Source organism: Pelagibacterium nitratireducens (assembly GCF_037044555.1).
GTDB classification, from domain to species: domain Bacteria; phylum Pseudomonadota; class Alphaproteobacteria; order Rhizobiales; family Devosiaceae; genus Pelagibacterium; species Pelagibacterium nitratireducens.
Window position 1 is genome coordinate 1,020,083 of sequence record NZ_CP146275.1, and the last position, 24,544, is coordinate 1,044,626.

General features: G+C 62.5%; 22 protein-coding genes. 14 read left to right on the top strand and 8 right to left on the bottom strand.

Annotated features, from left to right (window positions below):
- Nucleotides 1-159 precede the first annotated feature (159 nt).
- The 6 genes from V6617_RS05190 (at nucleotide 160) to V6617_RS05215 (ending at nucleotide 5,880) form a co-directional block, all read left to right on the top strand.
- Nucleotides 160-2,022, top strand: coding sequence for a feruloyl-CoA synthase (locus tag V6617_RS05190; RefSeq protein ID WP_338609599.1), 1,863 nt, complete (start codon nucleotides 160-162; stop codon nucleotides 2,020-2,022).
- A 3-nt stretch (nucleotides 2,023-2,025) separates the two neighbouring features.
- Nucleotides 2,026-3,267 (top strand): thiolase family protein, encoded by a 1,242-nt coding sequence (locus V6617_RS05195; RefSeq protein WP_338609600.1) that lies wholly within the window; start codon nucleotides 2,026-2,028, stop codon nucleotides 3,265-3,267.
- Nucleotides 3,267-4,028 (top strand): SDR family NAD(P)-dependent oxidoreductase, encoded by a 762-nt coding sequence (locus V6617_RS05200; protein WP_338609601.1) that lies wholly within the window; start codon nucleotides 3,267-3,269, stop codon nucleotides 4,026-4,028. Before V6617_RS05195 ends, V6617_RS05200 begins: the two co-directional genes overlap by 1 nt.
- Before the next feature lie 9 nt (nucleotides 4,029-4,037).
- On the top strand, nucleotides 4,038-4,454 hold the full coding sequence (locus V6617_RS05205; protein ID WP_338609602.1) for a thioesterase family protein: 417 nt from the start codon (nucleotides 4,038-4,040) through the stop codon (nucleotides 4,452-4,454).
- 24 nt (nucleotides 4,455-4,478) lie between these two features.
- Nucleotides 4,479-5,252 carry a crotonase/enoyl-CoA hydratase family protein gene (locus V6617_RS05210; protein ID WP_338609603.1) on the top strand — a complete coding sequence of 258 codons (774 nt, stop codon included), beginning with the start codon at nucleotides 4,479-4,481 and terminating at the stop codon, nucleotides 5,250-5,252.
- Nucleotides 5,253-5,343: 91 nt separating this feature from the next.
- Entirely contained in the window at nucleotides 5,344-5,880 is a 537-nt protein-coding gene (locus V6617_RS05215; protein WP_338609604.1) for a PadR family transcriptional regulator, read from the top strand.
- A gap of 31 nt (nucleotides 5,881-5,911) precedes the next feature.
- Here V6617_RS05215 and V6617_RS05220 read toward each other — a convergent pair whose 3' ends face one another.
- Genes V6617_RS05220 through V6617_RS05235 form a run of 4 tightly spaced genes read right to left on the bottom strand, consistent with a single transcriptional unit; the run spans nucleotide 5,912 to nucleotide 9,907 of the window.
- Nucleotides 5,912-7,057, bottom strand: a complete 1,146-nt coding sequence (locus tag V6617_RS05220; RefSeq protein ID WP_338609605.1) for a metal ABC transporter permease — start codon at nucleotides 7,055-7,057, stop codon at nucleotides 5,912-5,914.
- Nucleotides 7,054-8,175, bottom strand: coding sequence for a metal ABC transporter permease (locus V6617_RS05225; protein ID WP_338609606.1), 1,122 nt, complete (start codon nucleotides 8,173-8,175; stop codon nucleotides 7,054-7,056). Before V6617_RS05225 ends, V6617_RS05220 begins: the two co-directional genes overlap by 4 nt.
- Nucleotides 8,176-8,177: 2 nt before the next feature.
- Nucleotides 8,178-8,963: a metal ABC transporter ATP-binding protein gene (locus tag V6617_RS05230; protein WP_338609607.1), complete on the bottom strand. Its 786-nt coding sequence runs from the start codon at nucleotides 8,961-8,963 to the stop codon at nucleotides 8,178-8,180.
- A complete protein-coding gene (locus tag V6617_RS05235) occupies nucleotides 8,948-9,907 on the bottom strand; it encodes a metal ABC transporter solute-binding protein, Zn/Mn family (RefSeq protein WP_338609608.1) in 960 nt (319 codons plus the stop codon). The genes V6617_RS05230 and V6617_RS05235 overlap by 16 nt, the downstream gene beginning before the upstream one ends.
- Nucleotides 9,908-10,219: 312 nt before the next feature.
- On the opposite strand from V6617_RS05235, the gene V6617_RS05240 reads away from it, so the two are divergent.
- The 4 genes from V6617_RS05240 to V6617_RS05255 all read left to right on the top strand — a co-directional run bounded on the left by V6617_RS05240 (nucleotide 10,220) and on the right by V6617_RS05255 (nucleotide 12,638).
- The gene (locus V6617_RS05240; RefSeq protein ID WP_338609609.1) at nucleotides 10,220-10,807 is read left to right on the top strand and encodes a SagB/ThcOx family dehydrogenase; all 588 of its coding nucleotides are present in this window, start codon (nucleotides 10,220-10,222) and stop codon (nucleotides 10,805-10,807) included.
- Nucleotides 10,808-10,949: 142 nt separating this feature from the next.
- Complete coding sequence (locus tag V6617_RS05245) at nucleotides 10,950-11,810, top strand: AraC family transcriptional regulator (protein WP_338609610.1); 861 nt, start codon at nucleotides 10,950-10,952, stop codon at nucleotides 11,808-11,810.
- Entirely contained in the window at nucleotides 11,807-12,223 is a 417-nt protein-coding gene (locus tag V6617_RS05250; protein ID WP_338609611.1) for a DUF1801 domain-containing protein, read from the top strand. The genes V6617_RS05245 and V6617_RS05250 overlap by 4 nt, the downstream gene beginning before the upstream one ends.
- A gap of 19 nt (nucleotides 12,224-12,242) precedes the next feature.
- Entirely contained in the window at nucleotides 12,243-12,638 is a 396-nt protein-coding gene (locus V6617_RS05255; protein WP_338609612.1) for a (R)-mandelonitrile lyase, read from the top strand.
- Nucleotides 12,639-12,758: 120 nt separating this feature from the next.
- Here V6617_RS05255 and V6617_RS05260 read toward each other — a convergent pair whose 3' ends face one another.
- The 3 genes from V6617_RS05260 to V6617_RS05270 form a co-directional block, all read right to left on the bottom strand.
- Nucleotides 12,759-13,730, bottom strand: a complete 972-nt coding sequence (locus V6617_RS05260; RefSeq protein ID WP_338609613.1) for an alpha/beta hydrolase fold domain-containing protein — start codon at nucleotides 13,728-13,730, stop codon at nucleotides 12,759-12,761.
- Between the two features lie 131 nt (nucleotides 13,731-13,861).
- Entirely contained in the window at nucleotides 13,862-14,521 is a 660-nt protein-coding gene (locus V6617_RS05265) for a GntR family transcriptional regulator (RefSeq protein ID WP_338609614.1), read from the bottom strand.
- 87 nt (nucleotides 14,522-14,608) lie between these two features.
- Nucleotides 14,609-15,265 carry a pyridoxamine 5'-phosphate oxidase family protein gene (locus V6617_RS05270; RefSeq protein WP_338609615.1) on the bottom strand — a complete coding sequence of 219 codons (657 nt, stop codon included), beginning with the start codon at nucleotides 15,263-15,265 and terminating at the stop codon, nucleotides 14,609-14,611.
- Nucleotides 15,266-15,370: 105 nt separating this feature from the next.
- Between V6617_RS05270 and V6617_RS05275 the strand changes: the two genes are divergently transcribed.
- The 4 genes from V6617_RS05275 to folD all read left to right on the top strand — a co-directional run bounded on the left by V6617_RS05275 (nucleotide 15,371) and on the right by folD (nucleotide 22,517).
- A complete protein-coding gene (locus V6617_RS05275; RefSeq protein WP_338609616.1) occupies nucleotides 15,371-16,795 on the top strand; it encodes a PLP-dependent aminotransferase family protein in 1,425 nt (474 codons plus the stop codon).
- Between the two features lie 65 nt (nucleotides 16,796-16,860).
- The gene (gene metH / locus V6617_RS05280; protein WP_422394806.1) at nucleotides 16,861-20,697 is read left to right on the top strand and encodes a methionine synthase; all 3,837 of its coding nucleotides are present in this window, start codon (nucleotides 16,861-16,863) and stop codon (nucleotides 20,695-20,697) included.
- Nucleotides 20,698-20,772: 75 nt separating this feature from the next.
- Nucleotides 20,773-21,621, top strand: a complete 849-nt coding sequence (gene purU, locus V6617_RS05285) for a formyltetrahydrofolate deformylase (RefSeq protein WP_338609617.1) — start codon at nucleotides 20,773-20,775, stop codon at nucleotides 21,619-21,621.
- 11 nt (nucleotides 21,622-21,632) lie between these two features.
- Nucleotides 21,633-22,517 carry a bifunctional methylenetetrahydrofolate dehydrogenase/methenyltetrahydrofolate cyclohydrolase FolD gene (folD, locus tag V6617_RS05290; RefSeq protein WP_338609618.1) on the top strand — a complete coding sequence of 295 codons (885 nt, stop codon included), beginning with the start codon at nucleotides 21,633-21,635 and terminating at the stop codon, nucleotides 22,515-22,517.
- A 101-nt stretch (nucleotides 22,518-22,618) separates the two neighbouring features.
- On the opposite strand, the gene V6617_RS05295 is transcribed toward folD, so the two are convergent.
- A complete protein-coding gene (locus V6617_RS05295) occupies nucleotides 22,619-24,526 on the bottom strand; it encodes a beta-N-acetylhexosaminidase (protein WP_338609619.1) in 1,908 nt (635 codons plus the stop codon).
- Nucleotides 24,527-24,544 lie beyond the last annotated feature (18 nt).

Here is a 24,544-nt window from a genome sequence, read left to right on the forward strand (position 1 = left end):
GTAAACTGTTCAAGGCCCCACATGAAAAATCGGCTTCAGCCGTCCGGTATCAGGGGCAACTCCTCGACCCTCCCATAGCCGCTCGGCCACAATCGCGCAATTGCCGGCTTGACGACGCCTAGTTATGTTTCATAACATAATTCAACTGGGAGGTTGGCTATGTCAGATCTATCGACGCCCATTCGCGAGGTCAGAATGGGCCACATGGCGGCGCATGCCGAGACGGCGTCGGATGGCGTTGTTCATGTGCGTTCAAGCGAGCAATTGGCGGCCTATCCGCGCTCCATCGTCGATGCTATCGCCCAATGGGCGGAGAAAACGCCCGATGCGCTCATGGTCGCGGATCGCAACAGCGAGACCGGCGATTGGCGCAAGCTGACCTATGGACAGGTCGTGGCGGCCATCGCGCCGCTCGGCCAGGCGCTTCTCGATGCCGGGCTGTCGCAGGACCGGCCACTGATCATACTTTCGGGCAATGAAATCGAACACCTGCTGCTCGGGCTGGCGGCGATCTGGGTTGGCATTCCCTACGCGCCGATTTCTCCGGCCTATTCGCTGATCTCCACCGATTTCGGCAAGCTCAAGCATATCGCCGCGCTGCTCACGCCCGGACTTGTCTATGCCTCGGATGGCGAAAAATTCGGACCGGCCATCGATGCGGTGTTTGGCGATGCCGTTCCGCTGGTGGTCAAATCCAACCCGCCATCGGGCCACCCCGCACGCCTGTTCGATGAGCTTGCGGCAACGCCCGTCACCGCAGACGTGGCGCAGGCACACGACGCCATTACGCCCGATACCATCGCCAAGCTGCTCTTTACGTCGGGCTCGACGGGCATGCCCAAGGGCGTGATCACCACCAACCGCATGATGGCCTGCAATCAGGAAATGATCCGCACCGCCCTGGCGTTTCTCAAGGACGAGCCGCCGGTGCTTCTGGACTGGATGCCCTGGAACCACGTCGCGGGCTCGAGCCACAATACCGGCATCGCGTTCTATAATGGCGGCAGCCTCTATATCGACGACGGCCAGCCCACCCCGGCCAAAATCGGCAATACCCTGCGCAACCTCCACGAGGTGCAACCGACCGTTTATCTCACGGTGCCCAAAGGCTACGAGTTTCTGGTCGCAGCGTTCGAGGACGACCATGAGGTTCGGCGCAAATTCTTTTCGCGCATGAAATTGATGCAATATGCCGGCGCCAGCCTGTCCCAGCATGTCTTTGACGGCATGGATCGGGCGGCACGGGCCGAGTTGGGCCAGCGGGTGATGATCATCACCGGCTACGGCTCGACCGAAACCGCGCCCTTTGCCTTCACCACCACCTGGCCGGTGCAGGAGGCGGGGCATATCGGGCTTCCGGCGGCGGGCATGGAAATCAAGCTGGTGCCCAATGGCGACAAGATGGAATTGCGCCTCAAGGGGCCCAATGTCACGCCTGGCTATTGGCGCGACGCTGAAAAGACCCGCGAGGCGTTCGACGAGGACGGATTTTACAAGATCGGCGATGCTGTAAAGCCGGCCGACGAAAACGATATTTCAAAGGGCTTTGTCTTTGACGGTCGCGTCAGCGAGGACTTCAAGCTTTCGACCGGCACCTGGGTCAATTTTGCCAGCGTGCGCAAGGCCGTGATCGGTGCCTGCGCACCCCTGATCCGCGATGTGGTTTTGACCGGCGCCGACCGCAACCATCTGGGCGCGTTGATTTTCCCCGATTTCGAGGCCTGCGCCCGCCATGCCGGTTTGCCGGCAGGAACCGACCCCGCCCAGATTGCACAACACAGCGCCATCAGGGACAAGTTCGCCGTCGAGCTTGCGGCGCTGGCGCGGCGCGCCACGGGCAGTTCCACTCATGTTGCCCGGGCGCATGTGATGGTTGGGCTGCCCGATATCGACAAGGGTGAGGTGACCGACAAGGGCTCGATCAACCAGCGCGCCGTTCTGGCGGCACGCAGGGACCTTGTCGAAGCCCTTTATTGCGAACCGGTGCCCGCGGACGTTCTTGATCTGCCGAGAAAGGGATAATCAATGACCAAGGGATTGCGTCTTACCTTCGAGGATGCCTGGTTGCTTGGGGGCGCGCGCACGCCATTCATCGATTATCGCGGCGCGCTGTCAGAGATTTCGCCCATCGATTTAGGCATCAAGGCCGCCCGCGCGGCGATTGCGAAAACCGGCGTTGATGCTGCCGATATCGAAACCACGATTGCCGGCTCGATGGCCCAGGCCTCGTTCGATGCGTTCATGACGCCGCGTCATATCGGGCTTTACGCCGGCGCGCCGACCGAGGCGCCGGCCCATCTGGTACAACGCATCTGTGGCACCGGGCTCGAAGTGATCGCCCAGGCCGCCGATTCTGTGTCTCTGGGTCGCGTGAGCCTCGCGCTGGCGGCGGGCACGGAATCGATGAGCCGCAATCCCATCGCCGCCTATACGCACCGCAACGGCTTTGCCATGGGCAAGGTCGAGTTCAAGGATTTCCTCTGGGAGGCGCTCTACGATCCCGCCGGGTGCGTCACGATGGGCGACACCGCCGAAAACCTCGCCAAGCAGTATGGTATCGAGCGGGAACGCGTCGACCGCTTCGCCGTCCGCAGTTTCGAGCGGGCCACTGCGGCGCGTGATGGCGGTTTGCTGGCCGAAGAAATCGTGCCCGTCGTCAGCGAGAGCTTCGAAATCGAAGGTATCGACAAACGCTCCATCCGGATGCCGCGTGGTGTCGAGCAGGTCGATACCGACAGCCACATCCGCTCCTCGCCCTATGAGGTTCTTTCCAAACTGCGACCGGCCTTCGGTGGTGTTCAGACCGGCGGCAACTCCTCGGCCATCGTCGATGGCGCCGGGGCCGTGCTCGTTGCGTCGTCGGACTATGCCAAATCCCACGGGCTGACGCCCAAGGCCCGCATCATTGCCTCTGCTGCGGTGGGGGTTCCGCCGCAGATCATGGGGATCGGCCCTGCGCCTGCCATTCGCGCCGTGCTGGAAGCGAGCGGGCTGACGCTCGACCAAATCGGGCGCATCGAGATCAACGAGGCGTTCGGCGCCCAGATCCTGGCCTGTGTCGATGAGTTGGGCCTCGATGAGGACAGGCTGAACGTCAATGGCGGCGCAATCGCCATCGGCCATCCGCTCGGCGCGACCGGCATCCGCCTTGCCCTGACACTGGCCCACGAACTCGAACGCTCGGGGGAGCGCTACGGGATCGCATCGGCCTGTATCGGCGGCGGGCAGGGGATTGCGCTTCTGATTGAAAATCCGAGGGCTGTCTGATGGACATTGCCGGAAAAACAGCAATCGTGACCGGGGCTGCGTCGGGGCTTGGGGCAGCCACGGCGAAAGCGCTCGCGGCCGCCGGCGCCAAGGTGGCCGTATTCGACCGCGATGCGGAAAAAGGCGCCACCGTCGCCACCCATATCGATGGGCGGTTCTTCCCTTGCGACGTTTCGGATGCGGCAAGCGCTGGAGCTGCGATTGCCGATGCGATCGCCGCGCTCGGCACGCCGTCGATCCTCGTCAATTGCGCCGGCATTGGCACTGCAGCCCGTATCGTCGGGCGCGACGGGCCCATGCCGCTCGATGCGTTCGAGCGGGTCATCAAGGTCAATCTTGTCGGCAGTTTCAACATGATGCGGCTGGCCGCCGATGCCATGCAGCAGCTCGAGCCTGACGCCAATGGCCAGCGCGGCGTCGTGATCTCGACCGCCTCGGTCGCGGCCTTTGAAGGGCAGATCGGGCAGGCGGCCTATGCGGCGTCGAAAGGCGGAATCGTGTCCCTGACCCTGCCGGCAGCGCGCGAGTTTGCACGGTTCGGCGTGCGGGTTCTGGCCATCGCGCCGGGGTTGTTTTTAACGCCCCTGCTCGAAGAATTGCCCGCCGAGGCGCTTGATGCTTTGGGGCACTCCATCCCCAATCCGGCGCGGTTGGGCAAGCCCGAGGAATTTGCCGATCTGGTTCTGTCCATGATCGGCAACGACTATCTCAACGGCGAAGTCGTGCGGCTCGACGGCGCGCTGCGCATGGCGCCGAAATAGGAGGGGGCGATGTTTTCCAACACGAGTGAGGTTGAAATCCAGTTCGGCGATTGCGACCCGGCGGGCATCGTCTATTACCCCAATTATTTTCGCTTCTTCGACAATGCCACGGCGGCGCTTTTGTCCGCCGCCTTCAAGATGCACAAGCGCCACTGGATCGCCCATCACGGCATTGTCGGCATCCCGATGGTCGATACGGGCGCCAAGTTCTCGCGGCCTTCACGGTTCGGAGATGTCGTCGAAATCCGCTCGGAAATAACCGATCTCGGACGCTCCAGCTTCGGTGTCCGCCACACGCTTTTCAATGAAGGCGAAATCGCCATCGAAGCGCATGAAAAGCGTGTCTGGGTGGGGCGCGATCCGCAAGACAGCGAAAAAATCATTTCTTTGCCGATCCCCGACGACGTGCGCGCGGCACTCGGCTAGCCAATTGACCAGAAGGGAAAGATTATGGCCCAGGACACGGATGTGCTCTCGATTGACCGCAAGGGCACGATTGTCCACCTGACGCTCAATCGCCCTGAAAAGCGCAATGCGCTCAATGACGCGACGATCGCCGCGCTCGATGGGTTCTTTGCCGATGTTCCCGACACTGCGCGCGCCATCGTGATCAGCGGTGCAGGCGGTCATTTTTCCTCAGGTCTGGACCTTTCCGAACAGGTGCGCCGCGAACCGCTCGAGGTCATGGCCCATTCGCGCAACTGGCACCGGGTCATGGAAGCCATCCAGTACGCCCGCGTTCCGGTGGTTGCTGCCCTCAATGGTGCAGTGATGGGCGGCGGGCTGGAGATGGCTGCGGCTTGTCACGTCCGGGTTGCCGAAGAGAGTGTGCAGTTCCGCATGCCCGAAGGGATGCGCGGCATTTTCGTGGGCGGGGGCGGGTCGGTGCGGATCGCAAAGCTTATCGGGGAAGATCGCCTGATGGAAATGATGCTGACCGGGCGCATCTATTCGGGCGCCGAGGGTGAGCGGATCGGGCTTGCCCATTACGCCCTTTCCGAAGGCAGCGCGCTCGACAAGGCGTTCGAGTTGGCCGAGCGGATTGCGGGAAATTCCCCCACCATCAACCAGTTCATCATCCACGCCATCTCCCGCATTTCCTCCATGCCGCCCGAAGCCGGGCTCTATGCGGAAAGCCTTGCCGCGGCGCTGAGCCAGACCGGGCCGGATGCGGAAGAGGGCCTCAATGCGTTTCTCCAGAAACGCAAGCCGGTGTTCCGATAGGCACGGTGCGCCGCAATAAAATAACGGCCCGCCCTTGCATTTATGATGCAGTCAAAATATATCTTACTCCCAATTGAACAGGAGTTTGAGAATGCGTGAGCATGATTTTGGCAGGCGCGGATTTGGTCCGGGCGGTCCCTTTCCCCACCATCGGGGTGGCGGGCGCCGCGGTCGGGTCTTTGATTCCGCCGAGTTGCAATTGGTGGTGCTCGACCTGATAACCGAACAGTCGCGGCATGGCTATGAGTTGATCCGCGAGATCGAAGCATTGTCGGGCGGGCTCTATGCCCCGAGCCCCGGCATGATCTATCCGACGCTGTCTTTGCTGCTCGAAATGGGTCTGGTTGAAGAAACCAGCACCGATGGTGCTCGCAAGAGCTTTGCGATCACCGATGCGGGCCGGGCTCATCTTGCCGAAAACGAAAAGCCGCTTGCCGCCGCACGATCGCGACTCGAAGCGCTGGCCGAAGCCAAGGACCGCGCCGATCCCGCGCCACTGCGGCGGGCCATGGGCAATCTGCGCGAAGTCCTGATCATCGCGTCGCGCAAGCCGGGGTTCGATGAGAAAAAGATTCTCGAGAGCGCGCGCCTGATCGATGAATTGGCGGGAACGATCGAGCGGCTGTAGGCCGTAACCGCAGACCGCGCTGCTGTCCAGGTTACCCCGCCCGCGCCCAGGGTTCGAGCACCTCGCGGGCGGCGGTACGGCCCTTGTCGGTGAGGAGCAGGGTATCGCCGGCTCTGGTGACGAGGCCGTCGGCGAGGGATTTGGCGAGGATGGCGTCCGATTTCGCCCGGCTCCAGTGAAGGTGCTCGCGCAGGGCGGCGGTGACGTTTTCCTCTTTGGCCTGAGGGTCGTCCTCGTGGTTGAACAGATGGACGGCCAGGGTGCGAGCCGCGTTTTCGGCAACCCGTGCCCGGCGGCGTGCGTCCTGGGCAATCAGGCCGTAACGGGGGCCGAAGGCGAGGGCCGCGACAAAGCACGCGCCGGTCATCATCGCCATCATGCCGCCGATCGAAACGTTGAACCACACGGCCAGCCAGTAGCCGGCAATCGAAGAGACAATGGCGACGGCGGCGCCATAAACCAGCATCAGCGAAAGACGGTCAGTCAAAAGATAGGCGGCCGAAGGCGGGACGATGACGAAGGCGATGAACAGGATTGCGCCCACGGAATCGAACGCGGCAACCGCGGTTCCCGAAAGCAGCGCCAAAAGCGCGTAGGACAGCAGCACCGGAGCGAACCCCAGCGCCCTGGCCAGCGCCGCATCGAAGGTTGCCAGCTTTAATTCCTTGAACAGCCCCACAACGAAGGCAAGGTTGAGACAGGCCATGACGCCCATCCAGACGACGGCCTGCGGCACCAGATAGCCGCCGATCTCATAGGTATCGAGCCAGACGAAACCGATTTCACCGAGCAGCACCGTGTGCTGGTCGATATGGACGTCGCGGGCGTAGATGTTAATCAGCAGCACGCCGATGGAGAACAGGGCCGGGAAGACCAATCCGATGGCCGCATCGGCCTTGACGCGGCGGGTGGCGGTCAAGAGCTCGGTCAGCGCCACGGTGAGCAGTCCGGTCAGCGCTGCGCCGATGATCTGAACGGGGCCACTGGCCTGTCCGGTGAGCATCCAGACAATGATGATCCCGAAAACGATGGAATGGGAAATGGCGTCCGAGAGCATCGAGGCGCCGCGCAGGATGAGGAACGTGCCCAGAACCGATGCGGCGATGCCGACCAGCGCGCCGGTGAGCATGATCATGGCGTCGGGCGAGTTGAAAAAGGCGGACAGCATGGCGTTCATTGGCTGGCCCCTCCCAGATCGGACCGGGCCTCGGCGATGCCGGCTTCGGTCAATGTCCAGTGGGGCGTGGGCTCGGGGTGGTGGCGGGTTGCGGCGACCAGACCGCGCGACTGGAGCCGTTTGAGCGCGGCAGCGGTGCCGGTGCCGTGATAAGCGTCCAGCATTGTCTGCTCGGCCGGATAGGTTGGGTCGTTGTGTTCGGCGGCGAGACGATAAAGCGTTGCCAGCACACGGCGACCGCGCAGGCTCTTGCTGTTTTCGCGCTGGCGGAACAGGGCCGAGAGCAACCCGCGCTCGGGGGCGAAAAACAGCGAGATGACCACGATTGCCGACACCGCGAGAACGATCAGCGGGCCGGTGGCCAGCCCTCTTGCGGTGGCGCTTACCAGAGCGCCGAATACGCCCGAGATCATGCCGAACAGGGCGGCGAGGCCGACCATGATGCCCAGCCGGTTGGTCCATTGCCGCGCCGCGACGGCGGGCGCGATGATCATCGCGGCCATCAGCACGACGCCGACCATCTGCAACCCGATGACCACCGCCAGCGCGATCATGGTGGTCAGCCCCGCCTCGAGCGCAATAACCGGCAGGCCCAGGGTTCTGCCATAGCTCGGATCGAAGGTGATGAGCTTGAATTCCTTCCAGAACACGGCGACCAGCGCCAGCGCGACGATAGCGATGGCGCCCATGACGTAGAGATCGGAGCGCAGGATCGCGGCGGCCTGACCGAAAAGGAAGGATTCAAGGCCGCCCTGTGCCGCGTTGCCGGCGTTCTGGATGAAGGTCAAAAGCACGATGCCCAGCGCAAAGAATATCGAGAGCACGATGCCCAGGCTCGCGTCGGTCTTGAGCCGTGTGGTGCGGCTCAGCGCAAGAACGATCAGCGCAGCCAGCGCGCCGGTGACCAGCGCGCCGATCAGGATGGCCGGCAGGCTGCGCGTTCCGGCGATCAGGAATCCAAGGCAAATGCCGGGCAGGGCGGCGTGCGAGAGCGTGTCGCCGAGCAGCGACTGCCGCCGCAGCACGGCGAAACTGCCCAATACGCCCGAAACGATGCCGAGCAGGGCGGCGCCGATCAGAACGTTCTGGATCGTGTAATCGGAGAGGAGGGCGACCATGGTCAGGGGGTGGTCTCTAAGGTGGCGTCGCGGTCGATCAGCGCGATCTGGCCGCCATAGGCCTTGCGCAGATTGTCCGAGGTATAGACTTCGGACACCGGCCCCTGGGCGATGACGCGCACGTTCAGGATCACCATCCAGTCGAAATAATCGCGCACGGTCTGGAGATCGTGATGAACGACGATCACCGTCTTTCCCGCGTCGCGCAGGGCGTGGAGGATTTTGACGATTGCCCGTTCGGTGGTGGCGTCCACCCCGGCCATGGGTTCATCGAGGAAATAGACGTCGGCGTCCTGAACCAGGGCGCGGGCGATGAACACCCGCTGCTGCTGGCCGCCCGAGAGCTGGCTGATCTGGCGGTGGGCGAAATTGTCCATGCCGACGCGGGTAAGCGCGGCCATCGCCCTGTCGCGTTCGGCGCGGCCGGGGCGGCGCAGCCAGCCGAGCTGGCCGTAAAGCCCCATGGTCACCACATCGAGCGCGGTGGTGGGAAAATCCCAGTCGACGCTGGAGCGCTGAGGAACATAGCCGACCTTGCGGCGCTGGTCGGAATAGGGGCGGCCATGGATGGTGACATGCCCGGCGGTGGGTTTGACCAGATCGAGGATCGATTTGATCAGGGTGGATTTGCCCGCGCCATTGGGGCCGACGATTGCCGCCATGACGCCGGGCGGGATATCGAAATCGATATCCCAGAGCACCGGCTTTGACTGGTAGGAGACCGTAAGGTCCTCCACATGCACGGCAAGGCCGGGCTCGTGGAGGTCGGGGTTTATTCGATCGACCATTGGGCAGCCCAATCTGCAAGCGCTTGAGGGAGGGGTGCGGGCGTGCCGCCCAGCGCCTCGGCGATGGCGGCGGTGTTGGAATGGATCATGCCGATATAGTTTCCACCGGCCGTGTCGGGATCGCCCATGGCGTCGGAAAACAACTGCCCGCCGATTTCCACCGGCTGGCCGGCCTGGTTGGCCGCCTCGACGACGGCCTGAATGGTGCGCGGGTTGATTGTGGATTCAACGAAAATGGCAGGTACTTCCCGCGCAACGATCAGATCGGCGGTTTGCCGTATATCGGCGATGGCGGCTTCGGACTGGGTCGAAATCCCCTGAATGCCGGCCACATCGATATCGTAGGCGCGGCCATAATAGGCAAAGGCGTCATGGGCGGTGACGAGGATGCGCTGGGTCTGCGGGATCGAGGCAATGGTCTGACGCGTCCATTCATCAAGCGCCGCGAGTTCGGCCCCATAGCCCTCGGCATTGGCACTGATGGTGGCGGCGCAATCGGGGGCGCGTTCGGAAAGCTGGGCGGCCATGACCGGCACGATATTGGCCCAGAGCGAGACATCCATCCACAAATGCGGATCGACGCCATAGGCATTGTCGGTGGAGATCAGCGTCTCACGCGCGATCCCCGCTTCGGACACCGCCAGCGTGGGTACGCGTTCGGCGTAGCGGGCAAAGACATCGCCGAGCTGACCTTCCAGCCCATAGCCGGAATAAAGGATCAGATCGGCCCGGTTGAGCGTCTGCACGTCGCGGGCAGTGGCCTGATAAAGGTGCGGATCGATGCCTGGCCCCATCATCGTTTGAACGGCAATGCAGTCGCCGCCCAGCGTCTGGGCGATGTCGCCGATCATGCCGACTGTGGCCACAACGGAAACCGGCTCCTGCGCCGAGACGCCGAAGGGGAGCAAGGAAAGGGCGGCGAGGAGAATGGATCGGGAAAGCATGGGGCCAGTATTGCACGTTACGGGGAATATGCAATTGAATATGACAATCATTCTCAAAGTGTCAATCGCAAATGAGAATGATTTGCAATAGTGGACGCATGGACGATCGAACAGGAACCCGGGGGGAGAGCAGGCGGAGCATCAAGAAGCGCGCCAGGTGGCGCAAAGGGCATGAAGCGGGCCAAACATGAGGACGACGAGGGGGCTGAGCGCCGTGGCGCAGACCGGGTGCGCTGCCGGGCGCCGGATTCTGGCTTGTCGTGGACGCCGCGCGTGCGGTACGCCTCCGGCAACGGAAACAGGAGTTCGCAATTGGCCGAAATTTCACTCGCTGATGCTTTGAAACAGCGCCGAACGGTTCGCCAGTTCTCGAAAAAGGCGGTTGCCTTGGAGGCACTTGAACGGTTGATTTGGGCCGCACAAGGCATCACCGGCGACCAGAGCAAACGAACCGCCCCCTCGGCCCATTCATTGCACCCGCTCCGAATGCGTATCGTGGCCGATAATGTGAGTGGACTGGCTCAAGGACTTTATGACGTATCTTCGGATGACCTGTCGCTGACACCACTGGACCTGCCGGGTACCCGTTCCGCTCTGCGCGAAGCCAGCATCGGGAGCCCTGCATGGATTACGGACGCCGCCTGTATCATTGTAGTTTGTGCAGACATGCTCGGCCCGATCCAGGCTTTTTCCGAACAAAGACCATATGGCGCTCGGGGCGCGCGCTATGTTTACCTTGAAGCCGGCGCCGCTCTTCAGAACATTCAACTGCAGGCCGTTGCCGAGGGTTTGGGAAGCGTGTGGGTGGGCGGATTTGACGATGGAGCAGTCGCAAGCGCACTTGGCCTTAAAGCGCCATTGTCTCCGATAATTCTATTGTGCGTGGGCTGGCCCGACTAGATCAAGGTTGCCGATCAAAGTTAGGCGTTTCCAAGCATAAAGGAGCGAGCGCAAGGGGGGCGCTTGGGCGCCGCTGTTGCGCAGGATTTGTCTGTTGGTGTCATGGCAGTCTGGCTATGGTTTTGACACTGCGGAGGAAGCAATGGCCAAGGATCAGACACAGGCGCGTTATTTCGATCGGTTGAACCGGGTCGACGATTACATCTTTGCTCATCTCGAAGACGAGATTTCATTTGATCGGCTGGCCGAGATTGCGTGTCTGTCGCCCTATCACTGGAGCCGGATCTATTCGGCGATGCGCGGGGAGACGATTGTCGCGACCGTGCGCCGTCTCAGGCTCCAGCGCGCCGCCGACCGGCTGGCCAATTCTGCGGCAGATATCGGCGAGATCGCTGGCCGGGCGGGGTATGGTTCGACCGAAACGTTCGGACGAGCCTTCAGGGCCGTCTTCGATATGAGCCCGGCGGCTTATCGCGAGGCGGGGTCGCACGCAGCGTTCACGCGGGCCAATGGAGCGGCCGATGCCGACGGATTTGCCGTCGAGTTGGTCACGCTTGGCGAACGGCGTTGTGCAGGGATCGATCACATCGGCAGCTACATGGAAATAGACCACGCCATGGGGCGGCTGTTTTCCGAGCTTGCCGTGCGTCAGGCGTTGCCCGCGGCGCCGGAAATGATCGGTGTGTTTTTCGACGATCCCGATCTTGGCCCTGAAAAAGAGCTTCGCTCGCGCGCCTGCCTGCCGATTGGTGAGGGCGTGGCCATCGATCCGCCAATGGTCCCAACCACCTTGCGCGGCGGGCTTTATGTGCGGCTGCACTATACCGGCCCTTATGCCGATATGCGTGGGGCCTATCGCTGGCTGTTGGGCACCTGGCTGCCCGGTTCGGGGCACGAACCCGATGACGCGCCGATCTTTGAAGTCTATCTCGACGATCCGCGCGTCGTGCCGCAAAGCCAGTTGCGTACCGACATCCATCTGCCCCTCAAGGCTGTGCCGTGAGCGCGCCGCCGGTGCCGCTTGAGATAGCGCAGGCGCTATCGTGTCATCCCGAGCGGATCGGGGAACAATTGCTCGACATCCGCCAGATGATCTTTGCGGTCGCATCGGCAACGGACGGCGTTGGCCCTCTCACTGAAACCCTCAAATGGGGCGAGCCGGCTTATCTGACCGAAAACACCCGTTCGGGCACGACGATCCGGCTGGGCGTATCGAAACTGGCGCCCGACAGAGCCGCGATCTTTGTCAATTGTCGCACTGCCCTGATTGAAAATTTCAGAACCCATTTCCCCGAGAGCTTTACCTTCGAGGGCAATCGGGCTCTTATCGTTCCTGCGTCGACCCGTCTGGTGGAGACGCCGCTTTGGTTGTGTCTATGCATGGCGCTGACCTATCATCGTCGGGACAAGGCGTAAGAACCGGCAAGGAGAGACCGTGGAGATCAGCAGGGCAGGTTCGAGCGTATCGGGAAAAGGTCCGGCGGACTGGTTTACGGGAACAGTGCGGATCGATCCGCTGTTCAACCGATTCGACCCCGAGCGCGTTCAGGGTGCGGCGGTGACGTTCGAGCCGGGCGCGCGGACGGCGTGGCATACCCATCCGCTGGGGCAGACGCTTGTCGTTACCTCCGGCGCCGGACGGGTTCAGCGTTGGGATGGGCCGATCGAAGACGTCCGGCCCGGTGACGTTGTCTGGTTTGCGCCGGGGGAAAAGCATTGGCACGGCGCAGCGCCCGATATTGCCATGACCCACATCGCGATCCACGAGGTGCAGGACGGCAAGACGGTCGACTGGATGGAGCCGGTTTCGGACACGCAGTACGGAGCCTGAGGCGCTCTGGGGTGCGGACCCCAGAGCGTGTCCAGCAAAAACGGAAACGGTTTTGCGGTTCGGACACGCGACAAAACAAGGACTTGGAGCCATGGGTTTGATTCAATCAAATCCCTGGCTCTAAGAGGGAACGCCGAGCCTTTCCTTGAGCCAGCCAGCCCCATCGTCGAGCGCCCCTGCGGCGAGGGACGAGACCGAGGATGCTTCGAGAAACGCGTGGATCGAGCCGGGGTAGAGACCGCCGGACACCGGCACGTTGGCCGCTTCCAACGCCGATTTGATCGCGAGATTTTCGTCGCGGAGGATATCGAGGTCGGTGATGGTCATGAAAATGGGCGGCAGGCCCGCAAGGTTTGCGAGGATGGGGCTGACGAACGGGTCGGCGCGCTGGGCGGGCTCGCGGACATAATTGGACCACAGCGCTTCCATTTCCGAGGCGGCGAGGAGATAGCGGCCATCGGCGAAAAGCCGATAGCTCGTGCTGTCCATGCGGGCATCGAAGGCACCGTAATTGAGGAGCAGACCGGCGAGCGCGTCGCCATAGTCGCTTTCGCGCAGGGTGAGCGCTGTCGCGAGGGCAAGATTGGCGCCGGCCGAGTCCCCGCCAATGGCCAGCCGTGTGGCGTCGATCCCCCATTCGTCGCCACGATTGGCCAGCAGACGCACCAGATCGGCCAGAAGGGTGAGCTGGTTGGGAAATTTGGTTTCCGGGGCCAGCGGGTATTCCACACCGATCACCGCGATGCCGGCGCGCGATGCATATTCGCGCATCAGCCGGTCATGGGTATCGAGGCTGAAAAATGTCCAGCCGCCGCCATGCAGATAGATCAGGGCCGGCAGCGGGCCGGGTCGAGGTGTGTGGATGCGGGCGCGCAACTGGCCGATGACCCGGTTGGCCGATCGGTAAAGCGTCGGGCCGCCTTTGGCCCAGGGCGCGCGCACCGCTTCTGCCACCTTGCGCTGGGCGGCGATATCGAGGGTTTGAAAGGGTGGAAATCTGCCATAGGCGGCGAGGATGTCGTCGACAAAGGCGATGAGTTCAGGGTCGAGCCCTTCGGCGAGCCGGGGGTCGGAATTGGAACCGTTTTGCATAAAATCATACTATAATAAAGCTAAGAAAAAATCCTTCTATAGTGGGGAGAGCTTAAATCGCGATTGTGGCAATCGTTTCAATTGTATGGGCGTGGCGGCGATCTGGTTTCCCGGTCCCGCGCGTCACCGGTCTATCGCGCCACCGGAGCCGGCGTCATCTGTGCCTTTGATCCCAGAATGTGCTGGCGCATCAAGGTTTCAGCCCTTGCGCCATCGGCCTGCAGCAGGGCGGTGACGATCATTTCGTGCTCCTCATAGGAACGGGCCAGCCGGGCCGGATAGGCGAAGAGATCGGTGCGGAACGGGGTGAGGCGCGAGCGCGAGAGGGCGGCCATTTCGCTCAATTGCGGGTTGCGGGCGGCCGATTGCACGCGGGCGTGGAACAAGGTGTCGTACGCGGCATAAGTGTCGGTACGGCCAAGGCGCACCATTTCGGCGGCGGCGAGGTGATCGGCTTCGAGGCTGCGCCGTTCGGGGCCGGACATGCGCTCGGCGGCCAGGCGCGCGCAGACCGCCTCAAGCTCGGCCATCACCTCGATGAGATTGGCCAGATGTTCCTCGCTCAATTCGGCCACAACCGCCCCCCGATTGGGCCGGCGGGAGACCAGCCCCATGGCGGCGAGCTGGCTCAGCGCCTCGCGGATCGGTGTGCGCGAAACAAAAAAGCGGTTGGCCAGGGTCAATTCGTCAAGCTTTTCGCCCGGACGGAACTGGCCGGCCACAATGGCATCGGCCAGTTGCCCGACAATGTCATCGACTGTGTCGCCCTTGCGCGGCAGGCCCTGTTGCACCGGTCCGGTCCCAACGGTTGAAAGCTGTGGGACTATGGATAGAAATTTCTGCCAAGTGAAGAGGCAAGTTTTCAATTTGCATAATCGTTAGGCAAATTTCTTGCGCGCGAGGTGTGTCGATGGCGGCGGCGGAACCTCGCCGGGGGTTTTACCGTCGCCGACCGGGGCACCCAGGGCGGTGATGATGGGGATCACGCCGGCCCAGATCGGCAGGTCATGATCCTCGGGATCGTCGGCAGGCGGGGCCTGGCGGATTTTGGCCGAAGCGGCTTCGATCTCGAGCGCTATGACGCCGGTCGCCTTGCGCTCCTTGTCGTGCATGGGGCGCACCTCGTTCCAGCGCAAGGGCAGAAGGTGCTCGGTGATCAGCTTGAGCGCCTCTTCGGCTTCACCGCGGTCGGTGACCAGCCGTGTGGTGCCGTGGACGGTCGCGGCGCGATAATTCATCGAATGGTGAAAGCCCGAGCGCGCCGCGACGATACCCTCGAGCAGGGTAACGGTCATCGAGATCGGATCGCCATCCTTGTGCAGGGCGACGATGCGGGCCTTGGAGGCGCCGTGCAGATAGATCGTCTGGCCCCAGCGGGCATAGGCCATGGGCACCACCATGGGACGGCCATCGGCGATGAAGCCCACATGGCCGACGAGTCCACCATCGAGAATGTCGTTGATGGTCTCCTCGTCATAGCGGGCACGGCGCGGCTGGCGGGCGCGGGCATAAGGCGGCAGTGAGTGCTCGTTCATATTGGTGCCTTGTGTATTTAAAGTTTTGGCTTTGCCGTGAGACCAGTTATCTGCGATAAACTGGTTCCGTGTAAGGTCCACTTTGCTCTGATTTGAAGGTTCCAGATGCTTGAAGGTCTGATCGTTCTGGAGCGCTCGGGCGCGCCGTTGCCCGAGCAGATCTATCGCGCCGTTGGCGAGGCGGCGCGCTCGGGGCGGCTTAGGGCCGGGTTCGTGCTGCCCAGCTCTCGGCAATTGGCGGCGGGGCTGGGAATTTCGCGCAATTCGGTCAATGCGGCCTATGATTTGTTGCGGGCCGACGGGGTGATCGCGGTGCGGGCCGGTGCCGCCCCGCAGGTGGTGGCGCGGGCCGAACTGGAGGGCGCAGAGCTCGTTGGGGATGGGCCAGATATCGGCCTGTCGCAACGGGGTCAGGCGCTGGCGCGCGATCTGCGCAACTGGCAGGGCGGGCGCCATGCAGGCCAACTCGAACCCGGGGCGCCCGACGAAGCGCTGTTTCCCGCCGATCTGTGGGCACGAACCCTGCGGCGGGTGGCGCGGCAATCCTTTGGGCAAGCGGCGATCTATGGCGATGTCGATGGGCTGCCTCGGCTCAAATCGGCGCTGACCGATCATCTGGCCCGCCATCGCGGGGTCAACGCCTCGCCCGCCCAGATCATCGTTGTGCCCTCGATCCAGGCGGGGTTGTCGCTCGTGGCCCAGTGCCTGGCCGATCCGGGGGAGGTCGGCTTTGTGGAATCGCCGGGCTATTTCGGCGCGCGGACGGCATTTGCCGGGGCGGGGCTGGTGACGCGCACACTGGAAGTGGATGAACAGGGCGCCGATCCGGCGGCGCTGGCCGGCAGCGGGGCACGGCTGGTCTATGTCACGCCCTCGCACCATTACCCCACCGGCGCGCGGATGAATCTGCAGCGGCGCATGGGCCTGCTCGAAGCGGCCCGTCGCGAGGGGGCCGTGGTGCTCGAGGACGATTACGACAGCGAGTTTTTGTGGCAGGGGCGGGCCATCGCCGCCCTGCAGGGGATCAGCAGGGGTGGGGAGGTGATCTATTTGGGCACGACCGCCAAGAGCCTGCTGCCGGGGTTGCGGTTGGCCTATATGGTGGTGCCCGACACATTGGCCGGGCCACTGAGACAAGCGCAGCGCAATATGGGCCTGCGCGTCAATATCCACGCGCAGGCCGCTTACGCGGACCTGATTGAAACCGGGGCGCTGGTCACCCATTTGAAACGGATTGCCCGTCTATATGAGGACCGTGGACGGTTGCTGGTCGAGACCTTGCGTGCAAGGCTGGGCGGCGCCATCGCGATTGGCATGCCCATGGGTGGGCTGCAGACGGTGATGGGGTTTGCGGACCACATCGACGACACTGGAGTTGCGGCCCTTCTGGCCGATCAAGGCTTTGAAACGCCAGCGCTTTCGAGTTATTGCGCCGGGCAGAAACGCAAGGGCCTCGTTGTCGGTTTTGCCGATGCCACGGACAAAGGGGTGGCCCGGTTTGCGGGGCTTCTCGAAGGGCTCCTTAATTGACATAAAGATATCTTTATGTCTTTGTATCACTTCGCGGGATCAGCCCGCAGGAACGGAATTTCATTATGTGCAACGCTCCCGGATGTACCCATGGCCACACCCACGCTCCCGCTGACGGGCGCATGGGCGGCATGGGCGAGGGTGGAGCGATTGCCGTTGAGGCGCTGCAGCCGGGATCGGCCCCGGTCCGTACGGCCAAAGAGGGCGAGGAGATCCTTGCGGCGCTGACGGCGGCGGCGCGTGAGCGTATTCTCATTCTCGACGGTGCCATGGGCACCATGATTCAGCTCGAAAAGCTCTCGGAAGAAAATTTCCGGGGCGAGCGGTTCGCCGACTGGCCCAAACCCCTGCAGGGCAATAACGATCTTCTGGTCATCACCGAACCGAAAATCATCGAGGATATCCACTTCGCCTATGCCATGGCGGGGGCGGATCTTCTGGAAACGAACACGTTTTCGGGCACGACCATCGCCCAGGCCGATTACGGCATGGAGGCGCTGGCCTATGAGCTCAACGTCGCCGGGGCGCAAGCAGCAAAGCGTGCCGCGATCCGGGCCGAGGCCGAGGACGGCAAGCGCCGGTTCGTCGCCGGTGCCGTCGGCCCGACCAACCGTACAGCCTCGATTTCCCCCGATGTCAACAATCCGGGCTATCGTGCCACCAGTTTCGATCAGTTGCGCATCGCCTATGGCGAACAGATCGAGGGGCTGATCGATGGCGGCTCGGATCTGATCCTGATCGAGACGATCTTTGATACGCTCAACGCCAAGGCAGCGGTGTTTGCCGCCGAAGAAACCTTTGCCAAAAAGGGCATCCGTCTGCCGGTGATGATTTCGGGCACGATCACCGATCTCTCGGGCCGCACGCTCTCGGGGCAGACCCCGACCGCGTTCTGGTATTCGCTGCGCCACGCCAAGCCGTTCACCATGGGGCTCAACTGCGCGCTGGGCGCCAACGCCATGCGCGCCCATCTGGGCGAGATTTCCGATATCGCGGACACGCTGGTCTGCGCCTATCCCAATGCTGGCCTGCCCAACGAATTCGGCGAATATGACGAAAGTCCCGAGTTCATGGCCAGCCAGATCGAAGGATTTGCCCGCGACGGGTTCTTGAACATCGTGGGGGGATGTTGCGGGTCGACGCCCGAACATATCGCGGCGATTGCCCAGGCGGTTTCCAAATATCCACCCCGCCAAGTCCCCGAGATCGAGCCGCGTTTGCGCCTGTCAGGGCTCGAACCCTTCACGCTCACCGACGATATTCCGTTCGTCAATGTGGGCGAGCGCACCAATGTCACCGGCTCGGCACGGTTCAAAAAACTCATCACCGCGGGCGATTACGCCACCGCGCTCGATGTGGCGCGCGACCAGGTGGAAAACGGCGCGCAGATCATCGACATCAACATGGACGAAGGCTTGATCGACAGCCAGCAGGTGATGGTCGAATACCTCAACCTTGTCGCCTCCGAGCCCGATATCGCACGCGTGCCGGTGATGATCGATTCCTCGAAATGGGAGGTGATCGAGGCAGGCCTGAAATGCGTTCAGGGCAAGGCGATCGTCAATTCCATTTCCATGAAGGAAGGCGAGGACAAGTTCCGCGAACAGGCCCGGCTGTGCCGGCTTTACGGCGCCGCCGTCGTCGTCATGGCGTTCGACGAGGACGGGCAGGCCGATACCAAAGAGCGCAAGGTGGAAATCTGTACGCGCGCCTATCGCATCCTTGTCGACGAGGTCGGGTTCCCGCCCGAGGACATCATCTTCGATCCCAATATCTTCGCTGTCGCCACCGGCATCGAGGAGCATGACAATTACGGCGTCGATTTTATCGAAGCGACAAAGGAAATCACCGAAACCCTGCCCCATGTGCATATTTCGGGCGGCGTTTCGAACCTTTCGTTCTCGTTCCGTGGCAACGAGCCGGTGCGCGAGGCCATGCACGCGGTGTTCCTTTACCACGCCATCAAGGTCGGCATGGATATGGGCATCGTCAACGCCGGCCAGCTCGCGGTCTATGAATCGATCGATCCCGAATTGCGCGAAGCGTGCGAGGACGTGGTGCTCAACCGGCGGTCCGATTCCACCGAGCGCATGCTCGATCTTGCCGAACGCTACAAGGGGCAGGGTGGCAAGGAAGCCAGGGCCAAGGATCTAAGCTGGCGCGAAAAGCCGGTCGGGGAGCGGATTTCGCACGCGCTGGTCAACGGCATCACCGAATATATCGAGGCCGATACCGAAGAAGCGCGCCAGGGTGCCGTGCGTCCGCTGCATGTGATCGAAGGCCCGCTGATGGACGGCATGAACATCGTTGGCGAGCTGTTCGGCGCGGGCAAGATGTTCCTGCCGCAGGTGGTCAAATCGGCGCGCGTCATGAAGCAGGCGGTGGCGTATCTGTTGCCGTTCATGGAGGCGGAGGCCGATGGCCAGCGCCAGAGCGCGGGCAAGATCCTGATGGCGACGGTCAAGGGCGATGTCCACGATATCGGCAAGAACATCGTGGGCGTGGTTCTGGCCTGCAACAATTACGAGATCATCGACCTGGGCGTCATGGTACCGACCCAGAAGATTCTCGATACGGCCCGCGAGCAGAACGTGGACGTGATCGGGCTTTCGGGGCTGATCACCCCCTCGCTCGACGAGATGGTGCATGTGGCGGCCGAGATGGAGCGCGAGGGCTTTGACATCCCGCTGATGATCGGCGGAGCGACGACGTCGCGCGTGCATACGGCGGTCAAGATCAACCCGCGCTACAATCGCGGCTCGACCATCTATGTGAAGGACGCTTCGCTGGCGGTGAACGTGGTCTCCAAGCTGCTCTCGAAAGAGGCGGCCAACGATTACGTCAAGACGATCCGCCAGGAATACGAAACCGTCGCTGAAAAGCACCGCAAGGGCGAGGCGGACAAAAAGCGCATCTCGCTTGCCGCGGCGCGCGACAACGGGTTCAAGCCCGACTGGTCGAACTACACGCCAAAGGCGCCCTCGTTTCTGGGCACAAAAACCTTCCAGGATTGGGATCTGGCCGATCTGGCCAAATATATAGACTGGACGCCGTTCTTTCAGGCCTGGGAGTTCAAGGGCGTTTACCCCAAAATCCTCGACGACCCGCGCCAGGGCGAAGCGGCCCAACAGCTTTTCGCCGACGCGAAAATCATGCTCAAGCGCATCATCGATGAAAACTGGTTCACGCCCAAGGCCGTTGTCGGGTTCTGGCCGGCCAACCGGTCGGGTGACGATGTGCAGCTCTTCACCGACGAAAGTCGGTCCGACGAATTGGCGAAATTTTTCACCCTGCGCCAGCAGCTTGGCAAATCGGGCGACAAGGCCAATCTGGCGCTGGCCGATTTCATGGCCGAGGCGGGCACCCCCGACTATATAGGCGGGTTCTGCGTTACCGCCGGGTTCGAGGAAATCGCCATCGCCGACAAGTTCGACGAGGAGAACGACAATTACTCCTCGATTCTCGTCAAGGCGCTGGCCGACCGGTTCGCCGAAGCCTTTGCCGAGCGGTTGCACGAAATGGTGCGGACCGAGCTGTGGGGTTATGCCGAGGAAAGCTATGCGCCAGAAGAATTGATCGGCGAGCCCTATCAGGGTATCCGCCCGGCGCCGGGCTATCCGGCCCAGCCCGACCACACCGAAAAGACAACGCTGTTCGAGTTGCTCGACGTGGAAGCGGAAATCGGGGTCAAGCTTACTGAAAGCTATGCCATGTGGCCGGGCTCGTCGGTTTCGGGGCTCTATTTTGCCCACCCGCAAAGCTATTATTTCGGCGTTGCCAAGGTCGAACGCGATCAGGTCGAGGACTATGCCCGCCGCAAGGGCATGGCCATCGAGGAAATCGAGCGCTGGCTGGGGCCGGTGCTCAATTACATTCCGTCAAGCGAGAAGGCGGCAGGGTAACCTGCCGTCTCGACATCAGGCCTCCAACCCCTTATGAACCCCGCTAAATCCTAGCCTTCGGGGGCCGATCCGCGCATGCACGATTTCATCCTCACTTTGTCCTGTGCCGACAAGCCCGGGATCGTTGCCGGTGTGACGAGCGAATTGTTCGGATTGGCTGCCAATATCGCCGAATCCAATCAGTTCTGGGACAAGGACACCGACAAGTTCTTCATGCGCATCGGGTTCACGGCGCCCGATGGCGTGGACAAGGACGCAGTCGAGCGCGCGCTCAAGCCGGTGATCGAGCGGTTCGAGATGAAGGCCGCTGTCGTCGATGCGGCGCGGGTGCCGCGCATCGTCATTCTGGTCTCCAAATTCGACCACGCGCTGCTCCATCTGCTCTACCAGATCAAGGTCGGTGCGCTGCGGGCCGAGGTTGCCGCGATCGTGTCCAATCATGAGGCGGCGCGCCCGATCGCCGAGGCGGAAGGTGTTCCGTTCTATCATCTGCCTGTGGTCAGGGGAGAAAAGGCCGAACAGGAAGCCGAGGTGCTCAAGATCATCAAGGCGGCCGATGCCGATCTCGTTGTTCTGGCGCGCTACATGCAGATCCTCTCCGACCAGCTTTCAACGCGCCTGTTCGGCAAGATCATCAATATCCATCATTCGTTTCTGCCCTCGTTCAAGGGCGCAAAGCCCTATCATCAGGCCCATGAGCGCGGCGTCAAAATCATCGGCGCGACGGCCCATTACGTCACCCCAGATCTCGATGAAGGCCCCATCATCGAGCAGGAAACCGCGCGGGTGACCCATGCCATGAGCCCGGACGATCTGATCGCGGTGGGCCGCGATATCGAGAGCCGGGTTCTGGGTCGGGCGGTCAAGAGCCATCTGGAAAACCGCGTCATGCTCAACGGGCACAAGACAGTCGTTTTCGCTTAAAGGAGGTCGCCATGACCGCAACGATCATCGATGGCAAGGCCGTTGCCGCTTCGGCAATCGAAAAGGTCAAGGCGGGCGCTGCCGCGTTTAGCGCCGCCAACGGGATGCCGCCCGGTCTGGCGGTCGTTCTGGTCGGCGAGGATGCAGCGAGCCAGGTCTATGTCGCCTCAAAAGGCCGGATGGCCAGGGAATGCGGGTTCCATTCGGTCCAGCACACCCTTGCCGCCGACACCACCCAGGACGAGCTTTTGGCCGTGATCGGCACGCTCAATGCCGATCCGGCCATCCACGGCATTCTCGTGCAATTGCCGCTGCCGGGTCATCTTGACGAACGCACCACCATAGGCGCGCTCGATCCGGCCAAGGATGTGGATGGATTGCATGACATCTCCATCGGCCGGCTGGCCTCGGGCCAGGTCGACAAGACTTTGGTGCCTTGCACGCCCAAGGGCTGCATGGAACTGCTCGAAACCGTCCATACGGAAGGGATTTCGGGGCTGACGGCCGTCGTTGTCGGTCGATCCAACCTTGTCGGGCGCCCGGTCGCCGCGCTGCTTCAGCACGCCAACGCCACGGTCACCATCGCCCATTCGCGCACGCGCGATCTGCCCGCCCTTTGCGCCAGCGCCGATATCGTGGTTGCCGCCATCGGGCGCCCGGAGTTCATCAAGGGTGACTGGATCAAGCCCGGCGCCACGGTGATCGATGTGGGCATCAACCGCATCGCCGCGCCCGAAAAGGGCGAGGGCAAGACCCGGCTGGTCGGCGATGTCGATTTCACTGCCGCGTCCGAACGCGCCGGGGCGATCACCCCGGTGCCGGGCGGGGTGGGGCCGATGACGATTGCCATGCTGATGGCCAATACGCTCAAGGCCGCCCAGCACAGCGTCGCCTGAACTTTTCCGGGCTGATCTCGATCCATTAGACCGCGCAATAACACCCTTATCGCGCAAATGATCGCGGCTGCGGCACAAGCAGGGCCGCAGCCGGGATGTCGTCAGCCCAGCCGTGCCCTGGGCATCAGGGTCTGGATGGCCATGAAGCGGGTGAAATCCTTGGTCTCGCGCGGGCTCCAGGCGGTTTCGGCGACGGCCGAAAGGCGCGGATAGGTCAGATGATCGAACAGGGCCCGATGGGCGAGGTTTTCACTCCACAGGCATGATTGGACGCCGATCAGCTTGTCCTGAACTTGGGCTGGCCAATCATGGGCGGGATCGAAACCATAGCAGGTTTCGACAGAGACCGTGCCCGCCCAGCTTGCCCCCGGCTCCCACCATTCGGTCGATTGCGCCATGTCGAAATAGGCGTGTTCGGCCGGGGCCAGCACCACGTCATAGCCGGCCAGCGCCAGATCGCGTCCGCTTTCCGATTTCTTCCAGGCAACGAGGTAGGAGCGGTCCTGGTCGACCCCGCCGCCCAGCGCCGCCTCTTCCCAGGCGCCGGTGTCCTTGCCGTATTTTTTCAGCAGCGACTGGATCTGTTTGAGGAAATGGCTCTGAAGCGCGAACGTGCCCTGCCAGCCGTTCGGTCCCTGCAGGGATTTCGCCTGGGGCGAACCGGCCCATGCCTCGTCGGCCACCTCGTCGCCACCGATGTGGATCCATTTGGCCGGAAACAATTCGACCAGCGTCCTGATGACCGCTTCGAGAAATTTATAGGTTTCGTCCAACGCGGGATTGAGCGCGTTGTTGGGGAAATACTGCACCGAGCGGTAGATGCCGGTTTCCTCGGGATCGGCGAGTTGGGGCAGGGCCTTGAGCACGCAATAGCAATGGCCGGGAATGTCGATTTCGGGGATGGTCTGGATCCCCAGGCTCAGCCCGTGTTCGACCATCGCCGTCACGTCGGCGGCGCGATAGACCAGCCCGTGCCGTTCGAACGGTGAACCGAGCAGGGGCGGGAGGATTTCGCCGGGGCCGCGCCATGCGGCCTTGTCGGCAAGTTCGGGATAGTCGGGCACATCGAGCCGCCAGCCCTCGTCATCGTTGAGGTGGATGTGGAAACGGTTGAGCTTGTTCCAGGCCATGGTGTCGAGAAAAGCGATGATCTCGTCGGTTGTATACACCTGACGCGCCACGTCGAGATGGCTGCCGCGCCAGCCAAATCGCGGGGCGTCCGATATCGTGCCCGACGTCGGGAAGATGAAATCTTCTGGATGTTTTTTCGCGCCGCGCAGCAACTGGCCCAGGGTGATGAAACCGTGCTGGAAACCATCGGCATCGCTCGCCCTGAGGGTCACGGTTTCCCCGAAGGCGATTTCATATGCACCTTCGGCCAGCCGCGCTTCGGTAAGGCATTGGATGGGCAATCCGTCGCCGAACAGGGTTTCGCCGGGAAACAGGCGGCGGGCCAGATCGGCTGTGACCTCGTATGAATTATAGGCGAGTTCCGGCCCTTCACCAAAGCCGATCATGGCCGGCACCAAATTCCCGGTGACCTCCACGGCGGCGGGGAAGGGGATGACGCTGATCGTCGTTTCGTCTTCAGGCAAGGGCTGGCGGGCCGGGTGAGCTATGGTGGGGGTGCCCGCCTCGCCCTTCAGCGTCATTGGCGCGATTTCGGGCAACACCATCGTGCCGTCGGCCAGGGTCACGGCAGCCGATTTCGGCCCATAGGTATAATGCCGCAGGGTGTGGGAGATCTGTTTTGCCGCAATCTCCCAGCGTCCGCCAGGTTCGAGAACAAAGCCCTCTGCGGGAGCGAGCAGATGGTAATTGGACAATTGCTCGAGCAGCCTTGCGCCGTCGATAGGGCTGTCGGGCTTGATGCGGAACAGCGAGGTGACGCCGAGGGCGAAGCCTTCCACCGGCTCCTGCCCGGTGTTGATCAGCGTCATCTTGAGCCGGCCTGGCGTCGCGATTTCGGGGTTCCAGTCCGCTTCGAGGCGGAACGAGGGCGTGGGCATGGTGACAGCCTTTACAAA

What these genes read in the sequence shown, in the direction of transcription:
- V6617_RS05245 (WP_338609610.1), top strand. Translation starts at nt 10,950, where the DNA reads ATGGCCAAGGATCAGACACAGGCGCGTTATTTCGATCGGTTGAACCGG.
- V6617_RS05200 (WP_338609601.1), top strand. Translation starts at nt 3,267, where the DNA reads ATGGACATTGCCGGAAAAACAGCAATCGTGACCGGGGCTGCGTCGGGG.
- purU (WP_338609617.1), top strand. Translation starts at nt 20,773, where the DNA reads ATGCACGATTTCATCCTCACTTTGTCCTGTGCCGACAAGCCCGGGATC.
- V6617_RS05295 (WP_338609619.1), bottom strand. Translation starts at nt 24,526, where the DNA reads ATGCCCACGCCCTCGTTCCGCCTCGAAGCGGACTGGAACCCCGAAATC.
- V6617_RS05205 (WP_338609602.1), top strand. Translation starts at nt 4,038, where the DNA reads ATGTTTTCCAACACGAGTGAGGTTGAAATCCAGTTCGGCGATTGCGAC.
- V6617_RS05210 (WP_338609603.1), top strand. Translation starts at nt 4,479, where the DNA reads ATGGCCCAGGACACGGATGTGCTCTCGATTGACCGCAAGGGCACGATT.
- metH (WP_422394806.1), top strand. Translation starts at nt 16,861, where the DNA reads ATGTGCAACGCTCCCGGATGTACCCATGGCCACACCCACGCTCCCGCT.
- V6617_RS05260 (WP_338609613.1), bottom strand. Translation starts at nt 13,730, where the DNA reads ATGCAAAACGGTTCCAATTCCGACCCCCGGCTCGCCGAAGGGCTCGAC.
- V6617_RS05235 (WP_338609608.1), bottom strand. Translation starts at nt 9,907, where the DNA reads ATGCTTTCCCGATCCATTCTCCTCGCCGCCCTTTCCTTGCTCCCCTTC.
- V6617_RS05220 (WP_338609605.1), bottom strand. Translation starts at nt 7,057, where the DNA reads ATGAACGCCATGCTGTCCGCCTTTTTCAACTCGCCCGACGCCATGATC.
- V6617_RS05225 (WP_338609606.1), bottom strand. Translation starts at nt 8,175, where the DNA reads ATGGTCGCCCTCCTCTCCGATTACACGATCCAGAACGTTCTGATCGGC.
- V6617_RS05190 (WP_338609599.1), top strand. Translation starts at nt 160, where the DNA reads ATGTCAGATCTATCGACGCCCATTCGCGAGGTCAGAATGGGCCACATG.
- folD (WP_338609618.1), top strand. Translation starts at nt 21,633, where the DNA reads ATGACCGCAACGATCATCGATGGCAAGGCCGTTGCCGCTTCGGCAATC.
- V6617_RS05215 (WP_338609604.1), top strand. Translation starts at nt 5,344, where the DNA reads ATGCGTGAGCATGATTTTGGCAGGCGCGGATTTGGTCCGGGCGGTCCC.
- V6617_RS05270 (WP_338609615.1), bottom strand. Translation starts at nt 15,265, where the DNA reads ATGAACGAGCACTCACTGCCGCCTTATGCCCGCGCCCGCCAGCCGCGC.
- V6617_RS05230 (WP_338609607.1), bottom strand. Translation starts at nt 8,963, where the DNA reads ATGGTCGATCGAATAAACCCCGACCTCCACGAGCCCGGCCTTGCCGTG.
- V6617_RS05195 (WP_338609600.1), top strand. Translation starts at nt 2,026, where the DNA reads ATGACCAAGGGATTGCGTCTTACCTTCGAGGATGCCTGGTTGCTTGGG.
- V6617_RS05275 (WP_338609616.1), top strand. Translation starts at nt 15,371, where the DNA reads ATGCTTGAAGGTCTGATCGTTCTGGAGCGCTCGGGCGCGCCGTTGCCC.